Here is a 22,959-nt window from a genome sequence, read left to right as displayed (position 1 = left end):
CGTCAGTGGGCGGCGCTGTCCCAGCTGCGGCCGTAACCGACCGACACCTCGAGGGGAACGTCTAGCGGATAGGCATTGCCCATCTGCTCCGCGACCAACTTCTCCAGCGCCTCGCGCTCGCCCTCGGCGACCTCGAATAGCAGTTCGTCGTGCACCTGCAGCAGCATCCGCGACTTCATCCCGGAGTCCTTGAGCGCCGAATCGACGTTGATCATCGCCACCTTGATGATGTCGGCGGCGCTGCCCTGGATCGGCGCGTTGAGCGCCGCGCGTTCAGCGGCCTCGCGCACATTGCGGTTGCTGCTGTCGAGTTCCGGCAGATAGCGCCGCCTGCCGAACACCGTCGACGTATAGCCGTCCTTGCGTGCCTGGTCGACCACGTCACGCAGGTAGTCGCGGATTCCGCCGAAGCGATCGAAATACTGCTCCATCTGCACCTTGGCCTCTTCGGTGGAGATCTTGAGCTGCGCCGCGAGACCGTATGCGCTCAAGCCGTACGCCAGCCCGTAGGACATCGCCTTGACGCGGCGGCGCAGCTCGGCGGTCACCTCGTCGATGGGCACGTCGAACGCCCGCGAGGCGACGAAAGAGTGCAGGTCCTCGCCGGTGTTGAAGGCTTCGATCAGGCCCTCGTCGCGTGACAGGTGCGCCATGATCCGCATCTCGATCTGGCTGTAGTCGGCGGTCATCAACTCCGAATAGCCTTCGCCGACCACGAACGCGTCCCGGATCCGCCGACCCGCCTCGGTCCGGATCGGGATGTTCTGCAGGTTGGGCTCCGTCGAGGACAACCGACCCGTCGCGGCGATCGTCTGATTGAACGTGGTGTGGATGCGACCGTCGGAGGCCACCGAGTTGAGCAGCCCGTCGACGGTGACCTTGAGCCTGGTGGCGTCGCGGTGAGCCAGCAGGTGCTGCAGGAACGGATGGCCGGTCTTGTCGAACAACGATTGCAGCGCATCGGCGTCGGTGGTGTAGCCGGTCTTGGTCCGCTTGGTCTTCGGCATCTCCAGCTCGTCGAACAGAACCACCTGTAGCTGCTTGGGCGAGCCGAGGTTGATCTGCTTGCCGATCACCGAGTACGCCGCCTCGGCGGCATCGCGGATCTGGTCGGCGAACTCGCTCTGCAGCTCGCTCAGCATCGGCAGGTCGACGGCGATACCTGCGGTCTCCATCTCGGCCAACGCGCGCTGCACCGGCAGCTCCATGTTGCCCAACAGCGCAGACGAGTCGATGCGCGCCAACTCTTCGTCGAGCGCGTCCGCCAGATCCATCACCGCGCTGGCCCGCAGGATCACGGTCTGCACCGCCTGGTCGTCGACTCCGTCGGTGTCATCGAGCAGCGAAAGCTGTTGCTGTTCGGGGTTATCCGCGCGCAATTCGCGTTTGAGGTAGCGCAGGGACAGGTCGTCGAGAGCGAAGCTGCGCTGCCCGGGGCGAACAAGGTAGGCCGCCAGCGCGGTGTCAGACGTGACGCCGGCGAGCGTCCACCCACGCCCTTGCAGATCGTGCATGGCGAGCTTGGCCTCGTGCAGCGCCTTGGGTAGGCCGGGGTCGGCCAGCCACGACGCAAGCGCCTTCTCGTCCTCGGGGTGCAACGTCGAGGTATCGATGTAGCGGCCGTCGCCGTCGGCGGCGACGATGGCCAGCGCGGTGGCGTCGGCGTCGAACGCCAGATGCGTGCCGACGACGGCCATCCCGAAGCGTTGCCCCGTGCTGTGCTCGGCCAGCCAGGCGGCGAGTTCGCCGGGCTCCAGCGCACCTCCCCTGATGTCGAAACCCTGGTCGACCTCGGGATCGGCCGATGCCAGCGTCTCGAACAGCCGGTCGCGCAGCACCCGGAACTCCAGATCGTCGAACAGCCGGTGGATCTGATCGCGGTTCCAGGACTGCATCCGCAGCGTGTCGGGTGTGTGGGCCAGCGGCACGTCCTTGACCAGGTCGGTCAGTTCGCGGTTGAGCACGACGCTGGACAGGTTGGCACGCAGCGCGTCGCCGACCTTGCCCTTGACGGTGTCGACCTTGTCGACGAGCGCCTGCAACGAGCCGTATTCGGCGATCCACTTCGTCGCGGTCTTCTCGCCGACACCGGGGATGCCGGGCAGGTTGTCGCTGGGGTCGCCGCGCAGCGCCGCGAAGTCGGGGTACTGCTGCGGGGTCAACCCGTACTTCTCGAGCACAGCCTCCGGGGTGAACCGCGTCAGCTCGCTGACGCCCTTACGCGGGTACAGAACGGTGACATCGTCGCTGACCAGCTGTAGCGAGTCACGGTCGCCGCTGACCACCAGCACCCGGTAGCCCTCGTCCCGGGCCTGGGTGGCCAACGTGGCGATGATGTCGTCGGCCTCGAACCCGGGTTCAGCCAGCGTGGTGATGCCGAGCGCGGCGAGTACCTCCTTGGTGATGTCGATCTGGCCGCGGAACTCGTCGGGGGTGGAGGACCGGCCCGCTTTGTACTCGGGATATTTGTCGACGCGGAACGTCTTACGCGATACGTCGAACGCGGCGGCGATGTGGCTGGGCTGTTCGTCGCGCAGCAAGTTGATCAACATCGCGGTGAACCCGTACACGGCGTTGGTGGTCAGCCCGCCCTGGGTCTTGAAGTTCTCGGCGGGCAACGCGTAGAACGCCCGGTACGCCAGCGAATTGCCGTCCAGCAGCATGAGTGTGGGCTTCTGGTCGACTGGGCCGTCGGACGCCTTCTTCTTGTCGGTCGCGCTGGCGGGGCTCACGGCCCTAACTCTATGCACCCCTGCTGACATCGCGTTGTTCCCGGGCTAGTGCAACCAGGACACGGGCGGCGGGGCTCACGCCCCCGAGGCGCCACGCGGGCGCCAGTCCGCCGCCCAGTTGCGGGGTGACGGCGATGGGCCCAGTTCCTCCCCTAGTTCGACCGGCCGCTCGATCAGCGGCCGGTTGGCGATCGCAACTTCATGCAGGAAAAACTGGAACACGTTTCAGTTTCGCGATCGGTAGTCGGTACGCTGACCGGCGTGTCAACTTCAACTCAGCCCGCTGTTGACGGGTGGTTCGCCACGGATGACTCCGGTGCGCCGTACCTGATCGGCGGCAAGTGCGATCAGTGCGGGACGTATGTGTTCCCACCGCGGGCCAACAACTGCCCCAATCCCGGCTGCGACGGCGATGAGCTGGCGCAGGTACCGCTGTCGCGGCGGGGAACGCTGTGGAGTTACACCGAGAACCGCTACGCGCCGCCGCCGCCGTATCCGTCGCCGGATCCGTTCGAGCCGTTCGCCGTTGCCGCGGTGCAGTTGGCCGATGAGGGTGTGATCGTGTTGGGCAAGGTCGTGCAGGGCACGCTGGCCGCCGATCTGAAGGTGGGCATGGAGATGGAGCTCGCGACGATGACGCTGTACGTCGACGACGAGGGCGTCGAACGCGTCGTGCACGCATGGAGGATCGCGGACGCAAGGAGCACGAAGGGCGGCGCGGCATGAGTCCTGAGCCGGTGTACATCCTGGGTGCGGGCATGCACCCGTGGGGCAAGTGGGGCCGTGACTTCACCGAGTACGGCGTCGTCGCCGCGCGTGCGGCGTTGGCCGAGGCGGGTCTGGACTGGCGCCAGATCCAGCTGGTAGCCGGGGCCGACACGATCCGCAACGGCTACCCCGGCTTCGTGGCCGGTGCGACGTTTGCCCAGAAGCTGGGCTGGAACGGGGTGCCGGTCACCTCGAGTTACGCCGCGTGTGCCAGTGGATCGCAGGCGTTGCAGAGCGCGCGGGCCCAGATCCTGGCTGGGTTCTGCGACGTCGCGCTGGTCATCGGCGCCGACACCACCCCGAAGGGATTCTTCGCCCCGGTCGGCGGTGAACGCCGCAACGATCCGGACTGGCAGCGCTTCCACCTGATCGGTGCGACCAACACCGTGTACTTCGCGCTGCTGGCGCGCCGGCGGATGGATCTCTACGGGGCAACGCTCGAGGACTTCGCCCAGGTGAAGGTCAAGAACGCCAAACACGGGCTGGACAACCCGAACGCCCGGTACCGCAAGGAGAGCTCGATCGAGGACGTGCTCGCCAGTCCCGTGGTGTCCGATCCGCTTCGGCTGCTGGACATCTGCGCGACCTCAGACGGTGCGGCCGCGCTGATCGTGGCCAGCAAGTCGTTCGCGGAAAAGCATCTGGGCTCGGTCCAGGGCGTGCCGTCGGTGCGGGCGGTCAGCCTGCAGACCCCGCAGTACCCCCAGCATCTGCCGGAACTGCCCGATATCGCGACCGATTCCACCGCGGCGGTGCCCGCACCGGAACGGGTGTTCAAGGACCAGATCCTCGACGCCGCCTACACCGAGGCCGGCATCGGACCCGAGGATCTGAGCCTGGCCGAGGTCTACGACCTGTCCACCGCACTCGAACTCGACTGGTACGAGCACCTCGGCCTGTGCGCCAAGGGTGAGGCAGAACACCTGCTGCGCAGCGGAGCCACGACCATCGGCGGCAAGATCCCGGTCAATCCGTCCGGCGGGCTGGCCTGCTTCGGCGAAGCCATCCCCGCGCAAGCCATCGCCCAGGTCTGCGAGCTGAACTGGCAACTCAAGGGCCAAGCCACCGGCAGACAGGTCGACGGCGCTACCGTCGGCGTCACCGCCAACCAAGGACTGTTCGGACACGGCTCCTCGGTCGTCGTCGCGCGCTAGCCTGGGGTCATGTCCGAGGACTGGGCACCGAAGACCTGCACACTGCCGACCGTCGACAGACCGTTGCGCATCGCGGAATTCGACCGGTTGTTCGCGTTCGTCCTGCGGGCGCAGCGAAGTGGGCCGACCCAATTGGGGCTGGTTCTCCCCCGCCACGTTGAGGCTGCCGCCCGCGATCTTGCCCGCCGCGAATCAGAGTGCTGCTCCTTCTTTGCATTCGAGTTCGGATCGGATGGCGGCGATGTGCTGATGTGCGTCACGGTTCCGCCCGCTCACATCGGGGTGCTCGATGCGATCGAGGCGCGCTGCGGCAGACCGCGCTAGGCGACGCCGAGGTAGGCGGCGCGAATGCTGTCATCCTTCAACAGGTCTCGCGCATCACCGGTATGCGTCACCTCGCCCGTCTCCAGAATGTAGGCGCGGTCCGAGCGGCTCAGCGCCTGCTGTGCATTCTGTTCCACCAACAGCACCGTCGTGCCCTGCGCGTTGATGTCGGCGATGATCTTGAAGATCTGCGAAATCACCATCGGCGCCAAACCCATTGACGGCTCATCGAGCAGCAACACCCTCGGCCGGGCCATCAACGCGCGACCGATCGCCAGCATCTGCTGTTCGCCGCCGGAGAGCGTGCCGCCGACCTGGCTGCGCCGCTCGGCCAGTCGGGGAAAGGTTGTCAAGACGAAGTCGAGCCGCTCAGTGTGTTCCGATCGCGACGGGAACTTCCTTGCATAGCAGCCCATTTCGAGGTTCTCGACCACCGTCATGCCGGGAAACACACCGCGGCCCTCCGGCGCCTGCACCAGACCTCGCGCCACGCGTTGATGTGCCTTGACCTTCGAGATGTCTTCGCCGTCGAACCACACCGAACCCGACGTCAGCGGCAGCAACCCTGACAGCGCCCTCATCGTCGTCGTCTTGCCGGCTCCGTTGGACCCCAGCAGGGTCACCAGCTCACCTTCGTGCACCTGTAGCGAAATGCCGTGCAGCGCACGGATGCGTCCGTACTGCACGACGATGTCGCGCACCTCGAGCAGCACCGGGCGTTCGGTCTTCGGCGGATCACTCGACTGCGTCATCAGGAACCCCCAGGTATGCGGCGATGACCTTCGGGTCTTCGCGAATCTCCGCCGGCAGGCCGTCGGCGATCTTGCGGCCGAACTCCAGCACCACGATGCGGTCGGTGACGCCCATGACAAGCCTCATGTCGTGTTCGATCAGCAGCACGGTGTAGCCGTCGTCGCGGATCTTCTGGATCAACTCGATCAGTGCCGCCTTCTCGCGGGGGTTGAACCCCGCGGCCGGTTCATCGAGACACAGCAGCTTCGGTTCGGTGGCCAGCGCGCGGGCGATCTCAAGTCTTCGCTGATCGCCATACGGAAGATTCTTTGCCTTCTCTTCGCCGCGGTGGCCGATCCCGACGAAATGCAGCAGAGCGGCGGACCGTTCGATGGCCGACCGTTCCTCCCGGCGATGCCGCGGCGTGCGGACCAGGGCCCCGGGTACCGACGTGAAATGCCGCGCATCGGTGCCCACCATGACGTTCTCGAGTGCGGTCATCTCACCCCACAACCGAATGTTCTGGAACGTCCGGGCGATGCCGCGGCGGGTGATCTGGTGGCGCTTGATCCGGCCGAGTGGCGCACCGTCGAACAACACCGTGCCCGACGTCGGCCGGTACACGCCGGTGATCGCGTTGAAGCACGTCGTCTTGCCCGCTCCGTTGGGGCCGATCATCCCGAGAATCTCGCCCCGGCGGATGTCGAAGGTCACCGCGTCCAGGGCGGTCAGGCCGCCGAACTTGACCGTCAATTCATGTGTCTGCAGCAGGGTTTCACCCTCAGCGGCCGCGATGTCGCGGTGGACGCCCGCCAGTTCTTCGATACTCATCGCGCGGACTCCTTCTCCGGATGCCGCAACAGGTTGCGTGCGGCCCTTCCGTAGGCGAGCAGTTGCTGCCGTGCGGGGAACAGACCCTCGGGCCGGAAGATCATCAGAGCGACCAGGGCCATGCCGAAGAACAAATACTTCAGGTCGCCGAGATTGATACCGAGGAACGACACCCCCAGAAGGCGGTTCGGCAGGTAGACGATGATGAACGCGCCGAATACGACACCCAGCTTGTTTCCCTGCCCGCCGAGCACCACGGCACACAGGAACAGCATGGAATTGATGATGTTGAACGTCGGCGGCGCGACGAACTGCACCTGTCCCGCGTAGAGCGCCCCGGACAGCCCGCCGATCGCCGCGCCGATCACGAACGCCCACAGCTTAAAGCGGAATGTGTTGACCCCCATGACTTCCGCGGCGTCCTCGTCCTCACGGACGGCGATCCATGCGCGCCCGACCCGGCTGCGTTCCAGGTTGCCGACCAGAAGCAGAATCAACACGATCATGACAATGCCGAGCCAGAACCACCACGTGCCGTAGTTGGCGTCACCCGTCGAGTTGCCGCTGGAGAACACGCCTTCGGGCAGCGTCTCGCTCTCCCCCACGCGCGGGTAGGCCACCTCGTTGAGGCCGCGTGGGCCGTTGGTGATGTCGGAGAGGTTGTCGGCCAACAGACGGATGATCTCGCCGAAGCCGAGCGTGACGATGGCGAGATAGTCGCCGCGCAGCCGCAGGGTCGGTGTGCCCAGGATGAGGCCGGCCAGAGCGGTGATCGCCATCGCAAGCGGCACACACGCAAGCCACGCCCAGTCCTCGGTGAACCAGCCCGTCGCACCCACCTTGTTCCATGGGCTGTTGGGGCTGGTGAGCAGCGCGACGGTGTACGCGCCGACGGCATAAAAGCCGACATACCCGAGATCGAGCAGGCCTGCCTGGCCGACCACGACGTTGAGGCCGATTGCGATGATCGCCACCATCGCGAACTGCGCCATCGTGCCGCCGAAGCTGATGTTCGGGGTGTTCAGGAACGGCGGCGGGAACAGCGGCAGCAGCGCCAGCAGCCCGAAGCCGACGAGACCGAAGAACCACTTCTCGACTCGCGACAGGTTGTCCCACCAACCGCGCATCGCGTCACCGGGCGCCAGGAGCTTCTCAGTGGTGCTCATACTCTCGCCTTCCCGAGGCTCTCACCGAGTATTCCGGTCGGCCGGAACAGCAGCACCAGGACCAGCAACACGAACGCCACGACATCGCGCCACTGGGTGCCGAACACCGCCTGCCCGTAGTTCTCCATGATGCCCAGCAGCAATCCGCCCAGCAGCGCACCGCGCAGGTTGCCGATACCGCCCAGCACCGCGGCCGAGAACGCCTTGATGCCGAGCAGGAACCCGCCCGAGTAGATGATTCCCTGCGGCACTTTCAGTGTGTAGAGCAACGCGGCGGCCCCGGCCAGCAGGCCACCCAGCAGGAACGTCATCATGATGATGCGCTCGCGGGAGACTCCCATCAGCGTGGCTGTGGTGGGGTCTTGCGCGACGGCCCGGATGCCGCGGCCGAACTTGGTCCGGTTCAGCGCCATGTCCGTCAGCAGCGCAAACAGCAGTGCGGCACCGATGATCACCAGCGTGACGTTCGAGACGCTGGCCCCGAATATCTCGAACTGGGTCTTGGGCTGTACCAACGTGATCGGCTGTTGCGCATTGCTGCCGCCGTAGCCGGGGATGATCTTGGGCAGCACGAAGTGGACGAATTCCTGCAGCACGAACGACATCCCGATCGCGGTGATCAGGAACGTCAAGGAGCGCGCCCCCCGTTTTCGCAGCGGACGGTACGCGACGAACTCCAACCCCACGGCCGCAGAACCAGACACCAACATCGCGAACAACATGGCGATCAGCAGGTACAACACCGTCAGCGTCAGGCCGACGCTGTAGGCGTTCCCGCTCGGCGTGAAGCCCAGGATCATATCGAGACAGAAGTAGGCACCGAACATGCCGAGCATGAATATCTCGGAGTGCGCGAAGTTGATCAGGCGCAGCACGCCGAACACCAACGTGTAGCCGACCGCCACCAGCGCATAAATCGCGCCCCACGACAGACCGTCGATGGTCAGCTGCCAGAAGCCGTTCCGCAGACCTTCCAGGTTGAAATTGATGTTGGCGGCCAGGCAGGCGTACTGCTCGACGCACGCGGGTGTCATCCGGGCGCTGCTCCTTGCGCGGTGGGAGTTTTAGCGAAAACGCGTCCGAGCCTTGCGGTCTCGGACGCGTCTCGCCTCAGCGGTTACTGAACCTTGTAGATCCAGATCAGCGACGTCGTCAGCTCGCCGTTCGGGGTCCACTGGTAGTTACGCCCGACACCCTGGCCGTTGTAGGTGCGCACGAACTCCAGCAGGTCAGGCCGGGTGATCTTCCCGGAGTCGATGCCCTTGAGCATGATGGTGCCGAGGTCGTACCCCTCGACGCTGTAGGTGCCGGGCTCCTGGTTGAACTTCTTGGTGTAGTCCTCGGCGAAGGTGCCGACGGCGGGACCGCACGGGCACGCGAGCAGGGCGTCCTTCGACGACTCGCCTGCCTGCTTGACGAACTCGGGGTCCTTGGTGCCGTCGGCGCTGACGAACGTGCCCTCATAGCCCCCGTCTTTGAGCTGCTGGACCAACGGTGCGGCCTCGGCGTAGTAGCCGGCGAAGAACACCGAATCCGGGCTGGCGCCCTTGATCTGGGTCACCGCGGCCGAGAAGTCCTTGTCGCCCTTCTTGACCGAGATGTTGCACGCCGAGTCCGCCACCGGCCCCAGCGTTTCCCGAATCGACTGGGCAAGGCCCAGGCCGTAGTCGGTGCTGTCGTCGACCACACACACCTTCTGGTGCTTGAGTGTGTTCTTCAGGTAGTTCGCGACCGACGGGCCCTGCACGCCGTCGTTGGCCAGGCCGCGGAAGAAGGTCTTCCATCCCTTTTCGGACAGTGTGACGTTGGTAGCCGAGGCCGTCGCAGCGACCAGGCCGGCCTGGTTGAACACGTCGCCGGTCGCGTTGGTCTCGCCGGAGAAGGCCGGGCCGATCAGGCCGATGGTGAAGGCGTCGTTGATGATCTGGGGCGCAATCTGGGTGGCTTTCTGCGGGTCACCCTCGGTGTCGAAGGTCTTCAGCTGGACCTGGCATCCGGGGTTGGCGGCATTGTGCTCGTCGACCGCGAGCTGGATGCCGTTCTTGATGTTGATGCCCAGCGCCGCATCGGGTCCGTTGAGCGCACCGGCCATCGCAAGCGACACCGGCGGGCACTGCGCTTTGCCGTCGCCGGCGGGGGCGGCGGGCTTGGCGCCCTCCGCGGGCTTGACCTCGGCGCCGTTCTGATCGATCTGCACCTGTTCGACGATCTTCAGGTCCGTCTGCGCCGTGCCACCTCCGCCCTCGCTGGGCTCGGCTTGTTGTTGGCAGCCGGCTAACCATCCGCTGCCGAGCACGACCAAACTCGCGCTACCGATAGCAAATGCACTCCGCGCCACGCGACCGCGCACGTTTCACCTCCGGGTCAATGTGTTTGTCGGCCCCGCCGGTCCTGACCTGGTCGGCTCGGGCGGCGATGCTTCGGGACGACCATAGCCAACGCATGGCCGCGGTGCGTGCTGTTGGAAAATGCGTAGCGTCCAATCGGCGCCGCATCAACCCAAACAGCGCCGTCGGAAACGCAATATTTACGGGCGCGGGGCGAATTCTTAGCTTGCGGGCGGTGCGCCCTCGGGCGTGTCGAGGGTCTCGAGGACCACTTCGGCCACCCGCTTCATGGTGGTGCGCCGGTCCATCGCGGCGCGCTGGATCCACTTGAAGGCCTCGGGTTCAGTCATCCCCTGCTTGGCCTGCAGCAAACCCTTTGCGCGCTCCACCAGCTTGCGGGTCTCCAACCGGTCCGACAGTGTCGCGACCTCCTGCTCCAGGGCGCCGATCTCGCCGAAGCGGCTCACCGCGACCTCGATTGCGGGGATGAGGTCGGTGATGTTGAACGGCTTGACCAGGTACGCCATCGCGCCAGCGTCCCGGGCCCGCTCGACGAGGTCGCGCTGGCTGAACGCGGTGAGGATGACGATGGGCGCGATGCGCTTGCCCGCGATCTCCGACGCTGCGTCGATGCCGTCCCTGCGCGGCATCTTGACGTCCATGATCACCAAATCGGGCTTCAGGCTCTCGGCCAGGTCGACGGCTTCCTGCCCGTCACCGGCTTCACCGACGATCTCGTAGCCCTCCTCGCGCAGCATCTCAGCCAGGTCCAGCCGGATGAGCGCCTCGTCCTCGGCGATAAGAACGCGGCGTGGCTTTTCAGCGTCGGTCATGGCTGCCATTGTGGCGGTTGCGGCCGCGCTCAGCGACCGCGGGGCATCCTCTATGGTGGAGTGCCGCACCAGGAAGCCCCTGTAGCCCAACCGGCAGAGGCACACGACTCAAAATCGTGACAGTGTGAGTTCGAATCTCACCAGGGGCACCGGAACGCTAGGCCGCCGCTTCGGCGGCGTCTCATGGTCCATACCGCGGCTGCGCCGAGCCCCAGTCGATCGGTTGTTGGCGAACGTGTCGTCACCATGAGCAGCAGTGCGCACGCGATCGCCGCCTCCATTCGGTACCCGTTCATGGCGTCGCCGCCAGCACGGACAGCAACTCGTACGCGACGCGGGCCGCCGCGATGCCGGTGATCTCGGCATGGTCATGCGCGAGGGCCACCTCGCCGATGTCGGCGCCGACGACGTTGAGCCCGACGAGGTTTCGCAAGCAGTGCAGAAGTTCGCGACTGGTCAACCCGCCGGCCTCGATGCGGCCGGTCGCGCCGACGAGTTGCTGCGCGATCTGACCGCGTTCCTCGACCACAACGGGCACTGGGGTGCGGCCGCGGGTGCGCTACACGTCCATCGCCACACCATGCGCAACCGCGTGATCACCATCGAGCGACTGACCGGGCGGCGGCTGGACTCTGCACACGACCGCCACGAGCTCTGGCTTGCGCTGCGAGCCAGGGACGCCGCCCGGATGTCGTCGGTTTAAGCCGCGCTGATCACGTAGCCATGACCAGGTTCGAGGTAGCCGACATTGTCGCTCCCGCCGGAGCCACCGCCGTCACTTCCGCCTGAACCGCCGCCACCGTCGGAACCGCCGATTCCGCCCGATCCGGCACCGCCCGCCGATCCCGCACCGCTGCCGGAGCCGGCGCCGCCACCTGATCCGTTGGCACCGGCCCCTCCGTTGTTTCCAGTCGAGCCGTTGGCGTCGGCGTTGCCCGGCCCGTCGGATTCCGATGCGTCGTCGTCAGCCTTCGCGTCTCCGCCCGACGGCGACTCGTTGTCGTCGCGGCTGTCCGACTCGTCCTTCGGCTCATCGGAGGTCTCGGGCTCGTCCGACGTCAGAGGCTCGTCGGCCTCGTCGACCACCGGGTCCTCGGTTTCCGTGGCCTCTGGCTCCTCGGTCACCTCCGGCTCGGTCACCTCCGGCTCAGTCACCTCCGGCTCAGTCACCTCAGGCTGAGTCACTTCAGGCTCAGTCACCTCAGGCTCCGTCACCTCAGGCTCCGTCAGCACGGGCTCGGTCACCTCGGGTTCGGTGACCTCGGGCTGCGGCACCTCGGCCTCGCCTGCATCAGGCGCCGGTTCGCCGGCCGGCGCGGTGTTCAGCGCGTCGACCGGGGTCTCCTCGCCCGTCACCTCGGCGGTCGCCGTGGTGACGGCGCTGGCGATGGCGAGCCGAGCCTCGGTCGGCACGTCGGCGATGGCCGGAGCAGGATTGACGGCAGAGAACAGATTGCTGAGCGCCTCGGTGATCGCGCTGACGATCTGATTAGCGAGCTGCGTGAAAGCCTGCGCGACAACCGTATACAGCTGTTGAACGATGGCCTGGATGGCTTGGGCGAGTGCCTCACCGGGGTTCGGGGGGTTTTCGCCCGGCTCTTCACCTGGGTCCTCGCAAGCGCCGGTCGCCTGGCAGATGACGTCCGCCACCAGCTTGCGTCCCCAGTCATACCTGAAGATGCCCATCGAGCCTTCCTCAGTCGTGGTGTTCAGGCGGTCGCGCAGGGTGTAGAGGAAGGCCGGCCCCGTGTAGTCGAGGTCCTTCCAGGTGTCGAGGAAGTCCTTCACCCACGCCGCCTGCGTCGCCTCATCTGTGATGGTGGTGCTGAGACCGTATTCGGTAGCCCAGATCTTTAGCTCTTCGTCGCCGTTGGCCAACATCAGCTGACGGATAGCAATGAGCTGCTCGAGCGGTGTCTGCCACTGATTAGTCGGGTCGAGACCCTGCGAGAACTTGACCTGGTAGTTGTACGGATGGATCGACAGCGCGTCGAAGAACCCCTTGGCGTCGTTGGCGTACATCTGCTCGATGAACGACACCGGGTTCATCGTCACGCCCGAATTCTGCACCGTGCCAAGCACACCCGCGACCACGAGCGCCTCGTCATCGACTCCCTTGATGGCCGCGTACGCGGCCTTGAGGATCTCGGTGTAATGCGCCGGGTCAGGCCCCGCCGTCCAGTACGCGGCGTAATTCGGCTCGTTCCAGATCTCGTAGGCCGACACCTTGCCCTGGAACCTCTCCGCGACCGTGGCCGCCCAGGCCGCGTACAGATCGGGGTCGGGGGGCGTGTAAATCCCGTATCCCGGCTCGTCCGGATCATCGCCCCACGCCGGTGTCGTGTTCAGTACCCCCAGAACCCCCATGCCGAGCGACGACGCCTTGTCGATGATGTACTGCGACCGGGTCCACATCGACTCCTCCCACTCGGGAGTGGGGAACTGACCTGGCGGTACTGGCTGGATATCGGCCCACGGAATCAGCACACGGACCGTGTTGACGCCCAACTTCTGCATCTCAGTGAGGTGCTTGTCGATCATCGCCGTGTCCATCTGGCCGTTCGGCAGTGACAAGCCGTAGATATCCGAGTCCGCGATCCCGATGGTTTCGTTGGACTCGTTGATCACCGCGGTGGGGATGTATTCGTAGCTCACCTGCCTCGGGACCGGCTCCGTGGGAACGAGCAAATTAGTGACATACGCGCACAGGACTGCGGCCGGGGCGGCGGCAATCACGGTAGCTATCGCATAGCGCCGTATCCGACGCTTGATGTCGCGCCTCATGGTCGCTCCTGTTTCAGTTCTGGGTCTGGGGTGTGACCGACTCAAATTAGCCCATTCGGTCAAAAGAAGCAGGCCCAATTGCAGAAACTCTGCAACGCCGATCGCCCCATCTCGCCGAGACTTCATTATCCAAGCCTTTGCGCTGAAACATGCCCGAGGACAGCGCAAATGTGCTCGCAGAGCAAAATTGCGTACCGATCGGCTCATTTCGTTACTACAAACTGGGAATTAGTTCTGCTACACCCTGGAGTACTGCGTAATGGGCTGATATCAAGGTCAAATATCAGCCCAGGAATGCGCAGAGACCGCGGAGCCGCGTCCGCAAGAAGCAGCGAGGCAACCTTGCGCTCACCAATAATCAGCGTTGGTGCAAATAAGTAGTCCCGGATTTCCGCGTCGGCAGGGGCGAAATCTCGCAAACTTCTCGTTGTTGCCAGGCTCCACTCGCAGCGACTTCTGCCACGGTCGCTGCGTCTGTTCGAGCCGCCGCATCAAGAGCGCGGCGGGCCGGATAGCCAACCGCAATACAAGCTAACGCAATGATCAATCAAGCAAAGCTCAGATTGCGCCACAACGGACGGCGACAGCGTCCGAGCAAACAGGCGAAAACCCCAGGTGGACACCCGGTACGGCGATAGGCTTGCCCTGTGGGCGTACGTCCGGTCTGTGTGCCAGAGGTTGCGCTGGAGAGTCGCATCCCGGCTCGCACTCGTCATCACGCGCAACGAACCGCCCGCCACCTTCGGCTGCTGACGGTCACGAGCCGTATCGCGGCGGTGGTCAGCGCTTTCTTCGGTGTTCAGGGCGTGTTCGTGTACCGGGGAGACGAGTGGTGGATCGGCGCGGTGAACCTGGCCAGCGCCGCGGTCTTCTACCTCATTCCGCTGCTGTACCGGTTCGGCGAGCTGGTCCCCGCCCTGGTGTTCTTCTTCGCGGCCTACGCCTCGATCACTGTGGTGTGCTGGCATCTGGGCACCGGCTCCGGTCTCCCGTTCTACTACCTGGTCGCGGCAACCCTGATGGCGCTGATCCTCGGAAGCGACCGTCTGGTGTTGACGTGGGCCCTGGCAGCACTGAGCGGCGCCACCGTGATCGCACTCGAGCTGCTGGTCCCGGACAACACCGGGGTGCAACCTGACTGGTCGTTCCAGACCGGGTTCATTCTGACGGTGGTCACCGCGTGGATCATGGTGGTCGCGGTGGTGAGCTTCGCGCTGCGCGAGATCAGGCGGGCCCGAGAAGCGATGGAAGCCGAGTACGAGCGATCCGAACGGCTGCTCACCAACATCCTGCCCGCGACCATCGCCGAACGGCTGAAGGATCCGAGCCGCACCGTCATCGCCGACAAATACGACGACGCCTCAATCCTGTTCGCCGACATCGCCGGATACACCAAGCGGGCCAGCGACACCACGCCGAGCGACCTCGTTCGCTTCCTCGATCGCCTCTACACCGATCTCGACGCGTTGGTCGACCGGCACGGTTTGGAGAAGGTCAAGACCAGCGGCGACTCCTACATGGTGGTCAGCGGGGTGCCGCACCCGCGGTCCGATCACATGGAGGCTCTGGCCTGCCTGGCGTTGGACATGGCCGACGCGGTCGCCGACCTCACCGATCCCGGCGGGCGGGCAGTGCCCCTGCGCATCGGCCTGGCGGCGGGCCCCGTCGTTGCCGGCGTGGTCGGTGCCCGCAAGTTCTTCTACGACGTGTGGGGTGACGCGGTCAACGTCGCGTCGCGCATGGAGTCCACCGATGTCGAGGGTCGAATTCAGGTGCCCCACAACGTGTATGAACGGCTGAACCACGCATTTGTACTAGAAGAGCGTGGAGAGGTCGATGTGAAGGGCAAGGGCTTGATGCACACCTGGTACCTGGTGGGGCGCCGCAACGACGAGGCGGTGCGCCACGCCGTCGAACGCGACGTTGTGGCGGGGCGGTCCTAGCCGCGGGAATGGACCGGTTTTCGCGCAAGCAGGTCCCGCAGCGCGGCGGTCACCTCTGTGGGCCGTTCTTCCATGATGTAGTGGTCGCCGCCCGACAGCCGCGTCAACGTCGCACCCGGGATGCGCTCGGCCAGCTCCCGGGCGGTGGCGAAGGGGATATATCGGTCGCGGTCACCCCAGATGATCGCGGTCGGACAACCGATGTGCGGCAGTCCGTCGGCGAGACCGGACACAGCCGGCAGGTGATAATGGGTGAAGAAATCGACGAACGTGCGCCTTCCCCGGGCAGAGTCCATCCATCCGAGGTACTCGTCTTCCATGGCGTCGTCGAAACAGCCGAGTCGGCGGTACGGACGAAGCGCGACATGATGCAGCAGGCGCAGCGGTAACCTGCGCAGCACCGACGGCGCGTTCATTGCGGCCCACCGCTGACCCTGCGAGAAGCGGTAGAACCAGGGCCGGAAGATGTTGTGCGCCCGCGTGTTCAGCAACGCAAGCCGCGTAACCCGTCCCGGGTGGCGCAGCACGAATCCCAGCCCGAGGAAACCGCCGTAGTCGTGGGCGACGAGGTTGAAGCGGTCGAGCCCCAACGAATCGGCCAGCGTGCCGATCCGGTCGACCTCGTTGTCATAGGTCGGCGGCGAATCCGGGGGCTCCGAACGACCGAAACCCGGCCAATCGGGCGCGATTACGCGGTGATTCTGCGCCAGGGCGTCGATCTGATGGCGCCAACAAGAGGCACTCTGCGGATATCCGTGGAGCAGAAGAACCGGTTCACCTTCGCCCTGCTCGACGTGGAACACGTTCATTTTGTTCAAATTAGTATAAAATTCGGTGCATGACCAGAGCTTCTCCGAACAAGCGGGGCCGGCCGCGCGCGTACAACCCTGCGGTCGCCCTGCGGCGGGCACGTGACACGTTCTGGCTCAACGGCTTTGCGGCCACATCGCTCGACGACCTCGCGGCACGCATGGAAATGAACCGGCCAAGCATCTACGCCGCATTCGGCGACAAACGCGCGCTGTACCGACGGTGTGTGACCGACTACGCCCAGAACTCGCGCGATTGGCTGGCATCCGCCCTAACCGAAGCGCTGCCCTTGCGCGACGGGCTTCGCGCCGTTTACCGCGAGGCCCGGGATTTCTACCTGGTAGGTGAGCAGGGGGCGCGAGGGTGTTTCCTGATCGGCACCGCGGTCACCGAAGCGAATGCCGATGAAGCGACCCGTATCGAGGTCGAAGCGACCATGACCGCCTTCACCGAGGCGTTCGCCGAACGATTCGAGCGCGCCGAGCGGCAGGGGGAACTTTCTCCGCACGCGCCCGACGCGCTCGCCCGTATCGCGACCGCCGCTTTGAACACGCTCGCTGTTCGCGCACGAATGGGCGCAAGCCGAGATGAGCTCGACGCACTCATCGACGCCACAGTTGACGTCGTGTGCGCCCGACCGGACTAGACCTTGCGGTTCTCCGACTTGATCAACCAGGCCAGCTTCTCCAGGCCGTCGATCAGCGAATGCAGGATGTCGGCGGTGCTGGGATCCTCGGCGTCGACCGCGTCGTGCACGGTGCGCATGGTGTCGACAGCCGCGTAGATCCGGCCGGCGATGAGGTCGACGACCTCGCCGGTGCTCTGCTCGTATGCCGGGAACTGCGGAAGGGTGGTCCCGGCTGCCACGGTGTCGGACCGTCCGTCGGGTACGGCGTCGAGCGCGCGCATCCGCTCGGCGATGGTGTCGCTGCCCGCACGGGCGAAGTCGACCAATTCGTCGAGTTGCAGATGGAGGTCGCGGAAGTTCGACCCCACCACGTTCCAGTGCGCCTGCTTGCCCTGCAGATGGAGCTCGATCAGGTCGACGAGGACACGCTGCAGGCTGGCGGTCAGTTCCGGCGACGCTTGAAAGCCCTGTACTTCGGATTCGGTGCGACGAATTGTAGTGGTCATGCTCTACTCAACGTCATCTAATCTGGAATGACTCCAATTTACGGTGTGGTAGCGGTCACATCTGCGGGCGCGTTCTGCTGGTCCTGCTTCTCCAGGAGCCGCGCATAACCCGCGCCCATGCCCAGAAGCACGAGGCCCACGACGATGAAGACGACGACCCGGAAGATGCCGTCCAATGTTCCCAGGTCGAACAGGAACAGCTTGGCCATCGCGGCGGCCACCAGAGCCAATCCCCCGCCGATCGGCACCGACCGCTCGGTGCGAGCGACCCGCGCCGCGTATCCGAACAGCGCCGCGGCCATCGCGATCCAGCAGATGGTCGCGGCGACGTGACCGGCGAAGAAGCCTGCACCCTCACCGCCGATCAACACTCCGACGGTGACTGTGAACGCTGTCACCGCGTAGATGCTCACCGCCGCCGCGCCTGCCCAGGCCGCAGGTTCGCGGTGTGGGAACGACCATACGATCGCTACGGCACACCCGATGAGCAGCAGGCTGGCGATCAGTATCGAGACGGCATCCGGGACGCTTGTCTCGGTCGCTTCGACCAGGGTGCTGGGCGATGCGTAGGCGAGGTAGACCACGGCGCCGATTACCGCGAAACCGATTGCCACGCACCGGGCGACCGGTTCGCGACGACCTCCGATGGCGACCACGGCCGCCATCGCCAGCAGCAGCGGCGCCGCAACCTCGCCGTTGAAGGCGACGAGGACGGCGATCACCGCCGACACCGCGGACAACGCGGCCCAGACTCGGCGGACGGCGCCGTCCACCCCGGGCAGCCGATCGCCGATGGACACGATGCCCAGCAGTGCCGACGCGAGCGCGGCCGCCATCAAAGCGGCGATCACCCGGTCCACGGCCAGCCCTGCGGACAGCACGGGTAGTACGCCCGCACCGGTCATCAGCGCGATCGCGACGCGGTTCCGCGTGCGGGGCAACAGGATCAGCGCACCGGTGATGGCGAGTACCGCCGCGATGCCGCAGGCACCGACCAACCACGCGTCATGGCGGTCGTCGAAGTACACCGCAACGAGCGCCACCAGAAGCGGCGCCGCGGTGGCCGCGGTGCGCGCGGCATGCAGCCACACCCAGTCCTTGCCGAATTGCACTGGTAGCGACGCCGCGGCCAGCGCGAGCATGAAGCCGACCAGCAACAACGTGATACCGCCGACGACAACGGGCGCCAGCACGATCAGTGGCACCAATACCAAAAGGCCCAGGTGCTCAGAGTCCCAGCGGCGGGCCAGCGTGAGCCCGGCGCCGGCGACGACTGCCGCGATGACGAGACCGACGGGCGCGCTCACCCAGTCGTAGATCGTGGTGACAGCGATGACGTCGATGTAGGCCGCGGCGATCCCCGTGGCCGCCAGCGCGATGGCACCGACCCGTCCGCCTGGTCGCGCGGACAACCGGGTCGCGGCACCCACCAGCGCGACAGCGAGCACGGCGCCGGCCGCGACGCGGAATTCCGGGCGCAGGATGCCGGCCTGTGCGGCGAGCACCAGCAGCAGCACGACACCGATCAGGGTGACCGCGACCCCGGCGACGGCCAACAGCTTGCCGATCCACCCTTCGCCGCGAGGCTTGCGCACCGCAGGGACGGCCGCAGCGACCGGCGGAGGCGACGTCTGAGGCGGATATTGCGCGGCCGGTGCGTACTGGGGCTGGGCGTACTGGGCGTGGTACTGCGGCCAGTACTGCGGTGCCTGATATGTCGGCGGTTGATACTGCGGTGCCGGGGGCGCAGGCGAGTGCGCCGCGGCTTGCGGCGACTCCGACAGCAGCCGGTCCAATTCCGTCAAGTCGGTCGAGACCCGCGCGAGTTGCGTAGAGATCGCGGCGAAGTCGGTCAACAACCGGGCGATGACGGCGCGATGCGGTTCGGTCATGGCCGATATCGTCGCAGCAATGGCGCCGATTGCGGATGAGTAGGACTACTCGGCTATTCGGAATCCAGCCCGTGCTCGATCGCGTACCGGGCCAGTTCCACTCGGTTGGCGACTTGGAGCTTGCGGAACGTGGCCTGCACATGGTTCTCGACGGTCCGGTGGCTCAACGACAACCGGCCGGCGATCTGTTTGGCAGTCATACCTTTCGCGACGTAGCGCAGGATCTCGGTCTCACGCTCGGTCAGACTCGGCACGGACGTTCCCGCGGCGCCCGTCTGCCTGGATTGCGCGATGCGCCGGTACTCTCCCAGCACCAGCCCGGCCAGCCCGGGCGTGAACACCGCGCGGCCGTCTGCGGTGGCGCGCACCGCGTCGCCGAGCTCCTGCTTGGACGCCGACTTCACGAGATATCCTGTGGCGCCTGCCTTCACAGCTTCGAGAACATCTTCGCGCTCGTCGGACGCCGACAGCACCAGGATGCGCGACGACGGCGACACCGCGAGCACCTCAGCGGTGGCCTGGGCACCGTTACCGTCGGCGAGTCGCATGTCCATCAGCACGACGTCCGGGGTCACCACCGCCGCCCGGCGCCGCGCGGCAGCCACCCCCTCGGCGGTGGCGACCACCGTGAAACCGTCCTCTGCGAGATCCCGCGCCACCGCATCCCGCCAGATCGGATGGTCGTCGACCACCATCACCGTCGGGGAACCGTCAACTCCCATTCCGTCCCGCTTCCCGGTGCGGTGGTCAGCGTCGCGCTGCCACCGAGCCAAGTCATCCTTCCGACAATGGACTTCGCAATACCGACGCGGCCTTCACCGACCGCTTCGTCGAGCCGACCGTTGGCGATCCCGACACCGTCGTCGCGGATACTGACGGTCACCGAATCGCCCAGGTCCTCTAGCAGCACGTAGGCGCGCGCGTCAGGTCCGGCATGCGCCGTGACGTTGTCGAGCGCGTTGGTCGCCGCCGCGACGAGTTCGGTGGCCGTTGCCTCGTCGAGTAGCACCGGTTCGGCGGGCAGACTCACCGCCACCCGGTCTGAAGCCTGTCGCCGCAGCAGCGCACCGACATCGGACATGGCTCCGACTCGCGGCTCCACATCAGCCGAGCTGATCAGCCGCCGCAGCGCTCGCTCCTGCTGGCCGGCGAGTTCGGCGAGTTCTGCTGTCTCCCCGCCGATTTCGCGGCCACGGCGAGCTACCAGCGCGAGCACCTGGATCGCGCCGTCGTGCACCTCACGAGACAACCGTTCCCGCTCCTGCTGCGATGCCGCAAGCCGGGTGGCCCTCTCCAGTTCGGCGTGCGCCCGGCGTGCGGTCTGCGCTGCCATCCCCACCGCGAGCCCGACTGCGAGTTCGATGACGATCGTCGCGTTGCGACCGAGGTCGTAGTTGATGAACCCCTTCACCACCGTGCTCGCGATCATCACCACCACCCCGGTCAGCATGCCGGCGATCGGGCCGGACACGATTGCGGCCGAGATCGTCGCGTTGGTGGCCCACAGGGTGGTCGGCAGCGACTGGTTGTCCAGCGTCCACTGCTCGGACGCGACCAACTCGGTGGACAGGATCAACGCGACCACCACAATGAGCTCGGCCAGCACCCATGACCGCCTTCTGCCGAACCCCTGAAGGTAGGCGACGGCGCAGACCGCGCTCCATGCGATCAGCGCGGCGAACAGTAACCACGCGGCGCCGGGCTGTTGCAGGTCGGGGTTGACCGCTATCGAAAAGCCCGCCGCGTAAATGCAACTCAGCAGCCGGAACACCTGCGCGGCCCGCCACAGCGGCGCCGCCGGATCCGGTCCAGTGTCCGGCATCAGCGTTACAGCACCTTGGACAGAAAGGCCTTCGTGCGTTCGTGCTGCGGGTTGCTCAGCACGTCACGCGGGTTGCCGCTCTCCACGACGACACCATCGTCCATGAACACCAGATGGTTGGCCACCTCTCTGGCGAACCCCATCTCGTGGGTGACGACCACCATCGTCATACCCTCCGTGGCAAGCTTTTTCATGACTTCGAGCACCTCACCCACCAATTCGGGGTCCAGTGCCGAGGTGGGCTCGTCGAACAGCATCAGTTTGGGGTTCATCGCCAATGCCCGCGCGATCGCCACCCGCTGCTGCTGGCCGCCGGAGAGCTGGGCGGGATACGCGCCGGCTTTCTCGGTGAGGCCGACCTGTTCGAGCAGATCCTTGCCACGTGCGATCGCGGCATCCTTCTTGGTCCCCGCGACGTGAATCGGCGCCTCGATGACGTTCTCCAGCGCGGTGCGATGGGGGAAGAGGTTGAAGTGCTGAAATACCATGCCGATGTCGCGGCGCTGTTTGGCGGCGTCGCGCGGCGACATCTCGTGCAGCTTGCCCCCTCGTTCCCGGTAACCGATGAGCTCGCCGTCCACATACAGCCGGCCCGCGTTGACCTGTTCCAGATGATTGATACAGCGCAGAAACGTCGACTTGCCCGAGCCCGACGGGCCGACCATGCACAGCACCTCGCCGCGGCCGATCTCGAGCGTGATGCCCTTGAGGACGCGCAAGGCTCCGAAGCTCTTACACACCTGTTCGGCCTTCACCATCGGCGTCATGTGGCGGCACCGCCTCTCTCACTGAGTTGCGCCTTGGCCAACGCCTCGAGCTGCTTGGTGGTCAGCTTCCGCGACGCGCCGCGGGCGAAGTACTTCTCGAGGTAGAACTGGCCGACCATCAGGATGCTCGTGGCCACGAGATACCAGAACGCCGCCACGAGAAGCAGCGGGACTGGCTCGAAGGTCCTGGCGGCGATCTCGCGGGAGGTGATGCCGTACAGGTCCAAGGTGAACGGCACGGCGGTGACCAGCGACGTCGTCTTGAGCATGCTGATGACCTGGTTGCCGGTCGGCGGGATGATCACCCGCATCGCCTGCGGCAGGATCGTCCTTCGCATGGTCATTCCCCACGACATGCCCAGTGCCGTCGACGCTTCGAACTGCCCCTCCGGTACTGAACTTATTCCGGCACGGATGATCTCGGCCATGTAGGCGGCCTCGTTGAGTGCCAGACCGAGGATTGCCAGCAGGAACGGGATGGACAGCGCCTGCAGGTTGAGCTCGAAAAACGCGGGGCCGAACGGCACTCCGAGCCGGATGTTCTGGTAGATCGTCGGTATCAGGCCCCAGAACACCAACTGGACGTAGATCGGGGTGCCGCGGAAGATCCACAGGTACACCCACGACACCGCTTTGAAGATGGGGTTCGGTGACAGCCGCATCACGGCGAGCAGGACGCCGAGCACGATGCCCAGCGCCATCGAATAGATGGTCAGCTGAAGGGTGTTGAGCAAGCCGACGGTCAACACCCGTTCGTTGAACAGGTATTCAGTGAAGACCGACCAGCGATAGGCCGGGTTGGTGGCCGCTCCCCAGAGGAACAGTCCGAGAAGGGCGATGATGACGACCGCCGCCACCCACCGCCATGGATGTCGCAGCGGGACGGCATCGATGGCGGCTGGAGTGGGGGGTGACGACGTGTCGACATCAGTCATGTCGG

21 protein-coding genes, 1 tRNA gene and 1 pseudogene are annotated in these 22,959 nt (G+C 65.7%); 7 read left to right on the top strand and 16 right to left on the bottom strand.

Features of this window, described 5'->3' with window-relative positions; all coding sequences use genetic code 11:
• Nucleotides 1–2: 2 nt before the first annotated feature.
• Nucleotides 3–2,762: a DNA polymerase I gene (gene polA / locus N4S67_RS16045; protein ID WP_390893375.1), complete on the bottom strand. Its 2,760-nt coding sequence runs from the start codon at nt 2,760–2,762 to the stop codon at nt 3–5.
• Nucleotides 2,763–2,993: 231 nt separating this feature from the next.
• Between polA and N4S67_RS16040 the strand changes: the two genes are divergently transcribed.
• From N4S67_RS16040 to N4S67_RS16030, 3 genes are read left to right on the top strand one after another with little or no spacing between them, the layout of a single operon-like run.
• On the top strand, nt 2,994–3,458 hold the full coding sequence (locus N4S67_RS16040) for a Zn-ribbon domain-containing OB-fold protein (RefSeq protein WP_260993942.1): 465 nt from the start codon (nt 2,994–2,996) through the stop codon (nt 3,456–3,458).
• Nucleotides 3,413–4,654, top strand: coding sequence for a lipid-transfer protein (locus tag N4S67_RS16035; RefSeq protein WP_390893374.1), 1,242 nt, complete (start codon nt 3,413–3,415; stop codon nt 4,652–4,654). Before N4S67_RS16040 ends, N4S67_RS16035 begins: the two co-directional genes overlap by 46 nt.
• A 9-nt stretch (nt 4,655–4,663) precedes the next feature.
• On the top strand, nt 4,664–4,978 hold the full coding sequence (locus N4S67_RS16030; RefSeq protein WP_260993940.1) for a hypothetical protein: 315 nt from the start codon (nt 4,664–4,666) through the stop codon (nt 4,976–4,978).
• Here N4S67_RS16030 and N4S67_RS16025 read toward each other — a convergent pair.
• The 6 genes from N4S67_RS16025 to N4S67_RS16000 all read right to left on the bottom strand — a co-directional run bounded on the left by N4S67_RS16025 (nt 4,975) and on the right by N4S67_RS16000 (nt 10,876).
• Nucleotides 4,975–5,730: an ABC transporter ATP-binding protein gene (locus tag N4S67_RS16025; protein WP_260993939.1), complete on the bottom strand. Its 756-nt coding sequence runs from the start codon at nt 5,728–5,730 to the stop codon at nt 4,975–4,977. The genes N4S67_RS16030 and N4S67_RS16025 overlap by 4 nt on opposite strands.
• Nucleotides 5,714–6,541: an ABC transporter ATP-binding protein gene (locus N4S67_RS16020; protein WP_260993938.1), complete on the bottom strand. Its 828-nt coding sequence runs from the start codon at nt 6,539–6,541 to the stop codon at nt 5,714–5,716. The genes N4S67_RS16025 and N4S67_RS16020 overlap by 17 nt, the downstream gene beginning before the upstream one ends.
• Nucleotides 6,538–7,707, bottom strand: coding sequence for a branched-chain amino acid ABC transporter permease (locus N4S67_RS16015; RefSeq protein WP_260993937.1), 1,170 nt, complete (start codon nt 7,705–7,707; stop codon nt 6,538–6,540). The genes N4S67_RS16020 and N4S67_RS16015 overlap by 4 nt, the downstream gene beginning before the upstream one ends.
• On the bottom strand, nt 7,704–8,741 hold the full coding sequence (locus N4S67_RS16010; RefSeq protein ID WP_260993936.1) for a branched-chain amino acid ABC transporter permease: 1,038 nt from the start codon (nt 8,739–8,741) through the stop codon (nt 7,704–7,706). The genes N4S67_RS16015 and N4S67_RS16010 overlap by 4 nt, the downstream gene beginning before the upstream one ends.
• Before the next feature lie 83 nt (nt 8,742–8,824).
• On the bottom strand, nt 8,825–10,057 hold the full coding sequence (locus N4S67_RS16005; RefSeq protein ID WP_260993935.1) for a branched-chain amino acid ABC transporter substrate-binding protein: 1,233 nt from the start codon (nt 10,055–10,057) through the stop codon (nt 8,825–8,827).
• Between the two features lie 198 nt (nt 10,058–10,255).
• Nucleotides 10,256–10,876 (bottom strand): ANTAR domain-containing response regulator, encoded by a 621-nt coding sequence (locus tag N4S67_RS16000; RefSeq protein ID WP_260993934.1) that lies wholly within the window; start codon nt 10,874–10,876, stop codon nt 10,256–10,258.
• 66 nt (nt 10,877–10,942) lie between these two features.
• On the opposite strand from N4S67_RS16000, the gene N4S67_RS15995 reads away from it, so the two are divergent.
• Nucleotides 10,943–11,016, top strand: a tRNA-Leu gene (locus N4S67_RS15995).
• A 143-nt stretch (nt 11,017–11,159) separates the two neighbouring features.
• On the opposite strand, the pseudogene N4S67_RS15990 reads toward N4S67_RS15995, so the two are convergent.
• Nucleotides 11,160–11,351: pseudogene (locus N4S67_RS15990) on the bottom strand (arginase family protein); the annotation flags it as partial.
• Here N4S67_RS15990 and N4S67_RS15985 point away from each other — a divergent pair.
• Entirely contained in the window at nt 11,304–11,570 is a 267-nt protein-coding gene (locus N4S67_RS15985) for a helix-turn-helix domain-containing protein (RefSeq protein WP_260993933.1), read from the top strand. The pseudogene N4S67_RS15990 and the gene N4S67_RS15985 overlap by 48 nt on opposite strands.
• Here the strand turns inward: N4S67_RS15985 and N4S67_RS15980 are convergent.
• A complete protein-coding gene (locus N4S67_RS15980) occupies nt 11,567–13,651 on the bottom strand; it encodes a cellulase family glycosylhydrolase (protein WP_260993932.1) in 2,085 nt (694 codons plus the stop codon). The genes N4S67_RS15985 and N4S67_RS15980 overlap by 4 nt on opposite strands.
• A gap of 647 nt (nt 13,652–14,298) precedes the next feature.
• Between N4S67_RS15980 and N4S67_RS15975 the strand changes: the two genes are divergently transcribed.
• On the top strand, nt 14,299–15,594 hold the full coding sequence (locus N4S67_RS15975) for an adenylate/guanylate cyclase domain-containing protein (protein ID WP_260993931.1): 1,296 nt from the start codon (nt 14,299–14,301) through the stop codon (nt 15,592–15,594).
• On the opposite strand, the gene N4S67_RS15970 is transcribed toward N4S67_RS15975, so the two are convergent.
• Nucleotides 15,591–16,403, bottom strand: coding sequence for an alpha/beta fold hydrolase (locus tag N4S67_RS15970; protein ID WP_260993930.1), 813 nt, complete (start codon nt 16,401–16,403; stop codon nt 15,591–15,593). The genes N4S67_RS15975 and N4S67_RS15970 overlap by 4 nt on opposite strands.
• 29 nt (nt 16,404–16,432) lie before the next feature.
• On the opposite strand from N4S67_RS15970, the gene N4S67_RS15965 reads away from it, so the two are divergent.
• A complete protein-coding gene (locus tag N4S67_RS15965) occupies nt 16,433–17,050 on the top strand; it encodes a TetR/AcrR family transcriptional regulator (RefSeq protein ID WP_260993929.1) in 618 nt (205 codons plus the stop codon).
• Here the strand turns inward: N4S67_RS15965 and N4S67_RS15960 are convergent.
• The 6 genes from N4S67_RS15960 to N4S67_RS15935 are packed head-to-tail and all read right to left on the bottom strand — an operon-like array spanning nt 17,047 to nt 22,954.
• A complete protein-coding gene (locus N4S67_RS15960; protein WP_260993928.1) occupies nt 17,047–17,538 on the bottom strand; it encodes a Dps family protein in 492 nt (163 codons plus the stop codon). The genes N4S67_RS15965 and N4S67_RS15960 overlap by 4 nt on opposite strands.
• 38 nt (nt 17,539–17,576) lie before the next feature.
• Nucleotides 17,577–19,430 (bottom strand): DUF2339 domain-containing protein, encoded by a 1,854-nt coding sequence (locus tag N4S67_RS15955; RefSeq protein ID WP_260993927.1) that lies wholly within the window; start codon nt 19,428–19,430, stop codon nt 17,577–17,579.
• A 53-nt stretch (nt 19,431–19,483) separates the two neighbouring features.
• Nucleotides 19,484–20,152 carry a response regulator gene (locus N4S67_RS15950; RefSeq protein WP_260993926.1) on the bottom strand — a complete coding sequence of 223 codons (669 nt, stop codon included), beginning with the start codon at nt 20,150–20,152 and terminating at the stop codon, nt 19,484–19,486.
• On the bottom strand, nt 20,125–21,252 hold the full coding sequence (gene macS, locus N4S67_RS15945) for a MacS family sensor histidine kinase (protein ID WP_260993925.1): 1,128 nt from the start codon (nt 21,250–21,252) through the stop codon (nt 20,125–20,127). The genes N4S67_RS15950 and macS overlap by 28 nt, the downstream gene beginning before the upstream one ends.
• Before the next feature lie 5 nt (nt 21,253–21,257).
• Entirely contained in the window at nt 21,258–22,010 is a 753-nt protein-coding gene (locus N4S67_RS15940) for an amino acid ABC transporter ATP-binding protein (RefSeq protein WP_260994063.1), read from the bottom strand.
• 5 nt (nt 22,011–22,015) lie between these two features.
• Nucleotides 22,016–22,954 carry an amino acid ABC transporter permease gene (locus N4S67_RS15935; protein WP_260993924.1) on the bottom strand — a complete coding sequence of 313 codons (939 nt, stop codon included), beginning with the start codon at nt 22,952–22,954 and terminating at the stop codon, nt 22,016–22,018.
• Nucleotides 22,955–22,959: the final 5 nt, after the last annotated feature.

This window comes from Mycobacterium deserti (assembly GCF_025345615.1).
In the GTDB taxonomy this organism is placed as follows: Bacteria; Actinomycetota; Actinomycetes; order Mycobacteriales; family Mycobacteriaceae; genus Mycobacterium; species Mycobacterium deserti.
The sequence above is the reverse complement of the archived record's forward strand: the minus strand, read 5'-3'. Positions and strand labels throughout refer to the sequence as shown.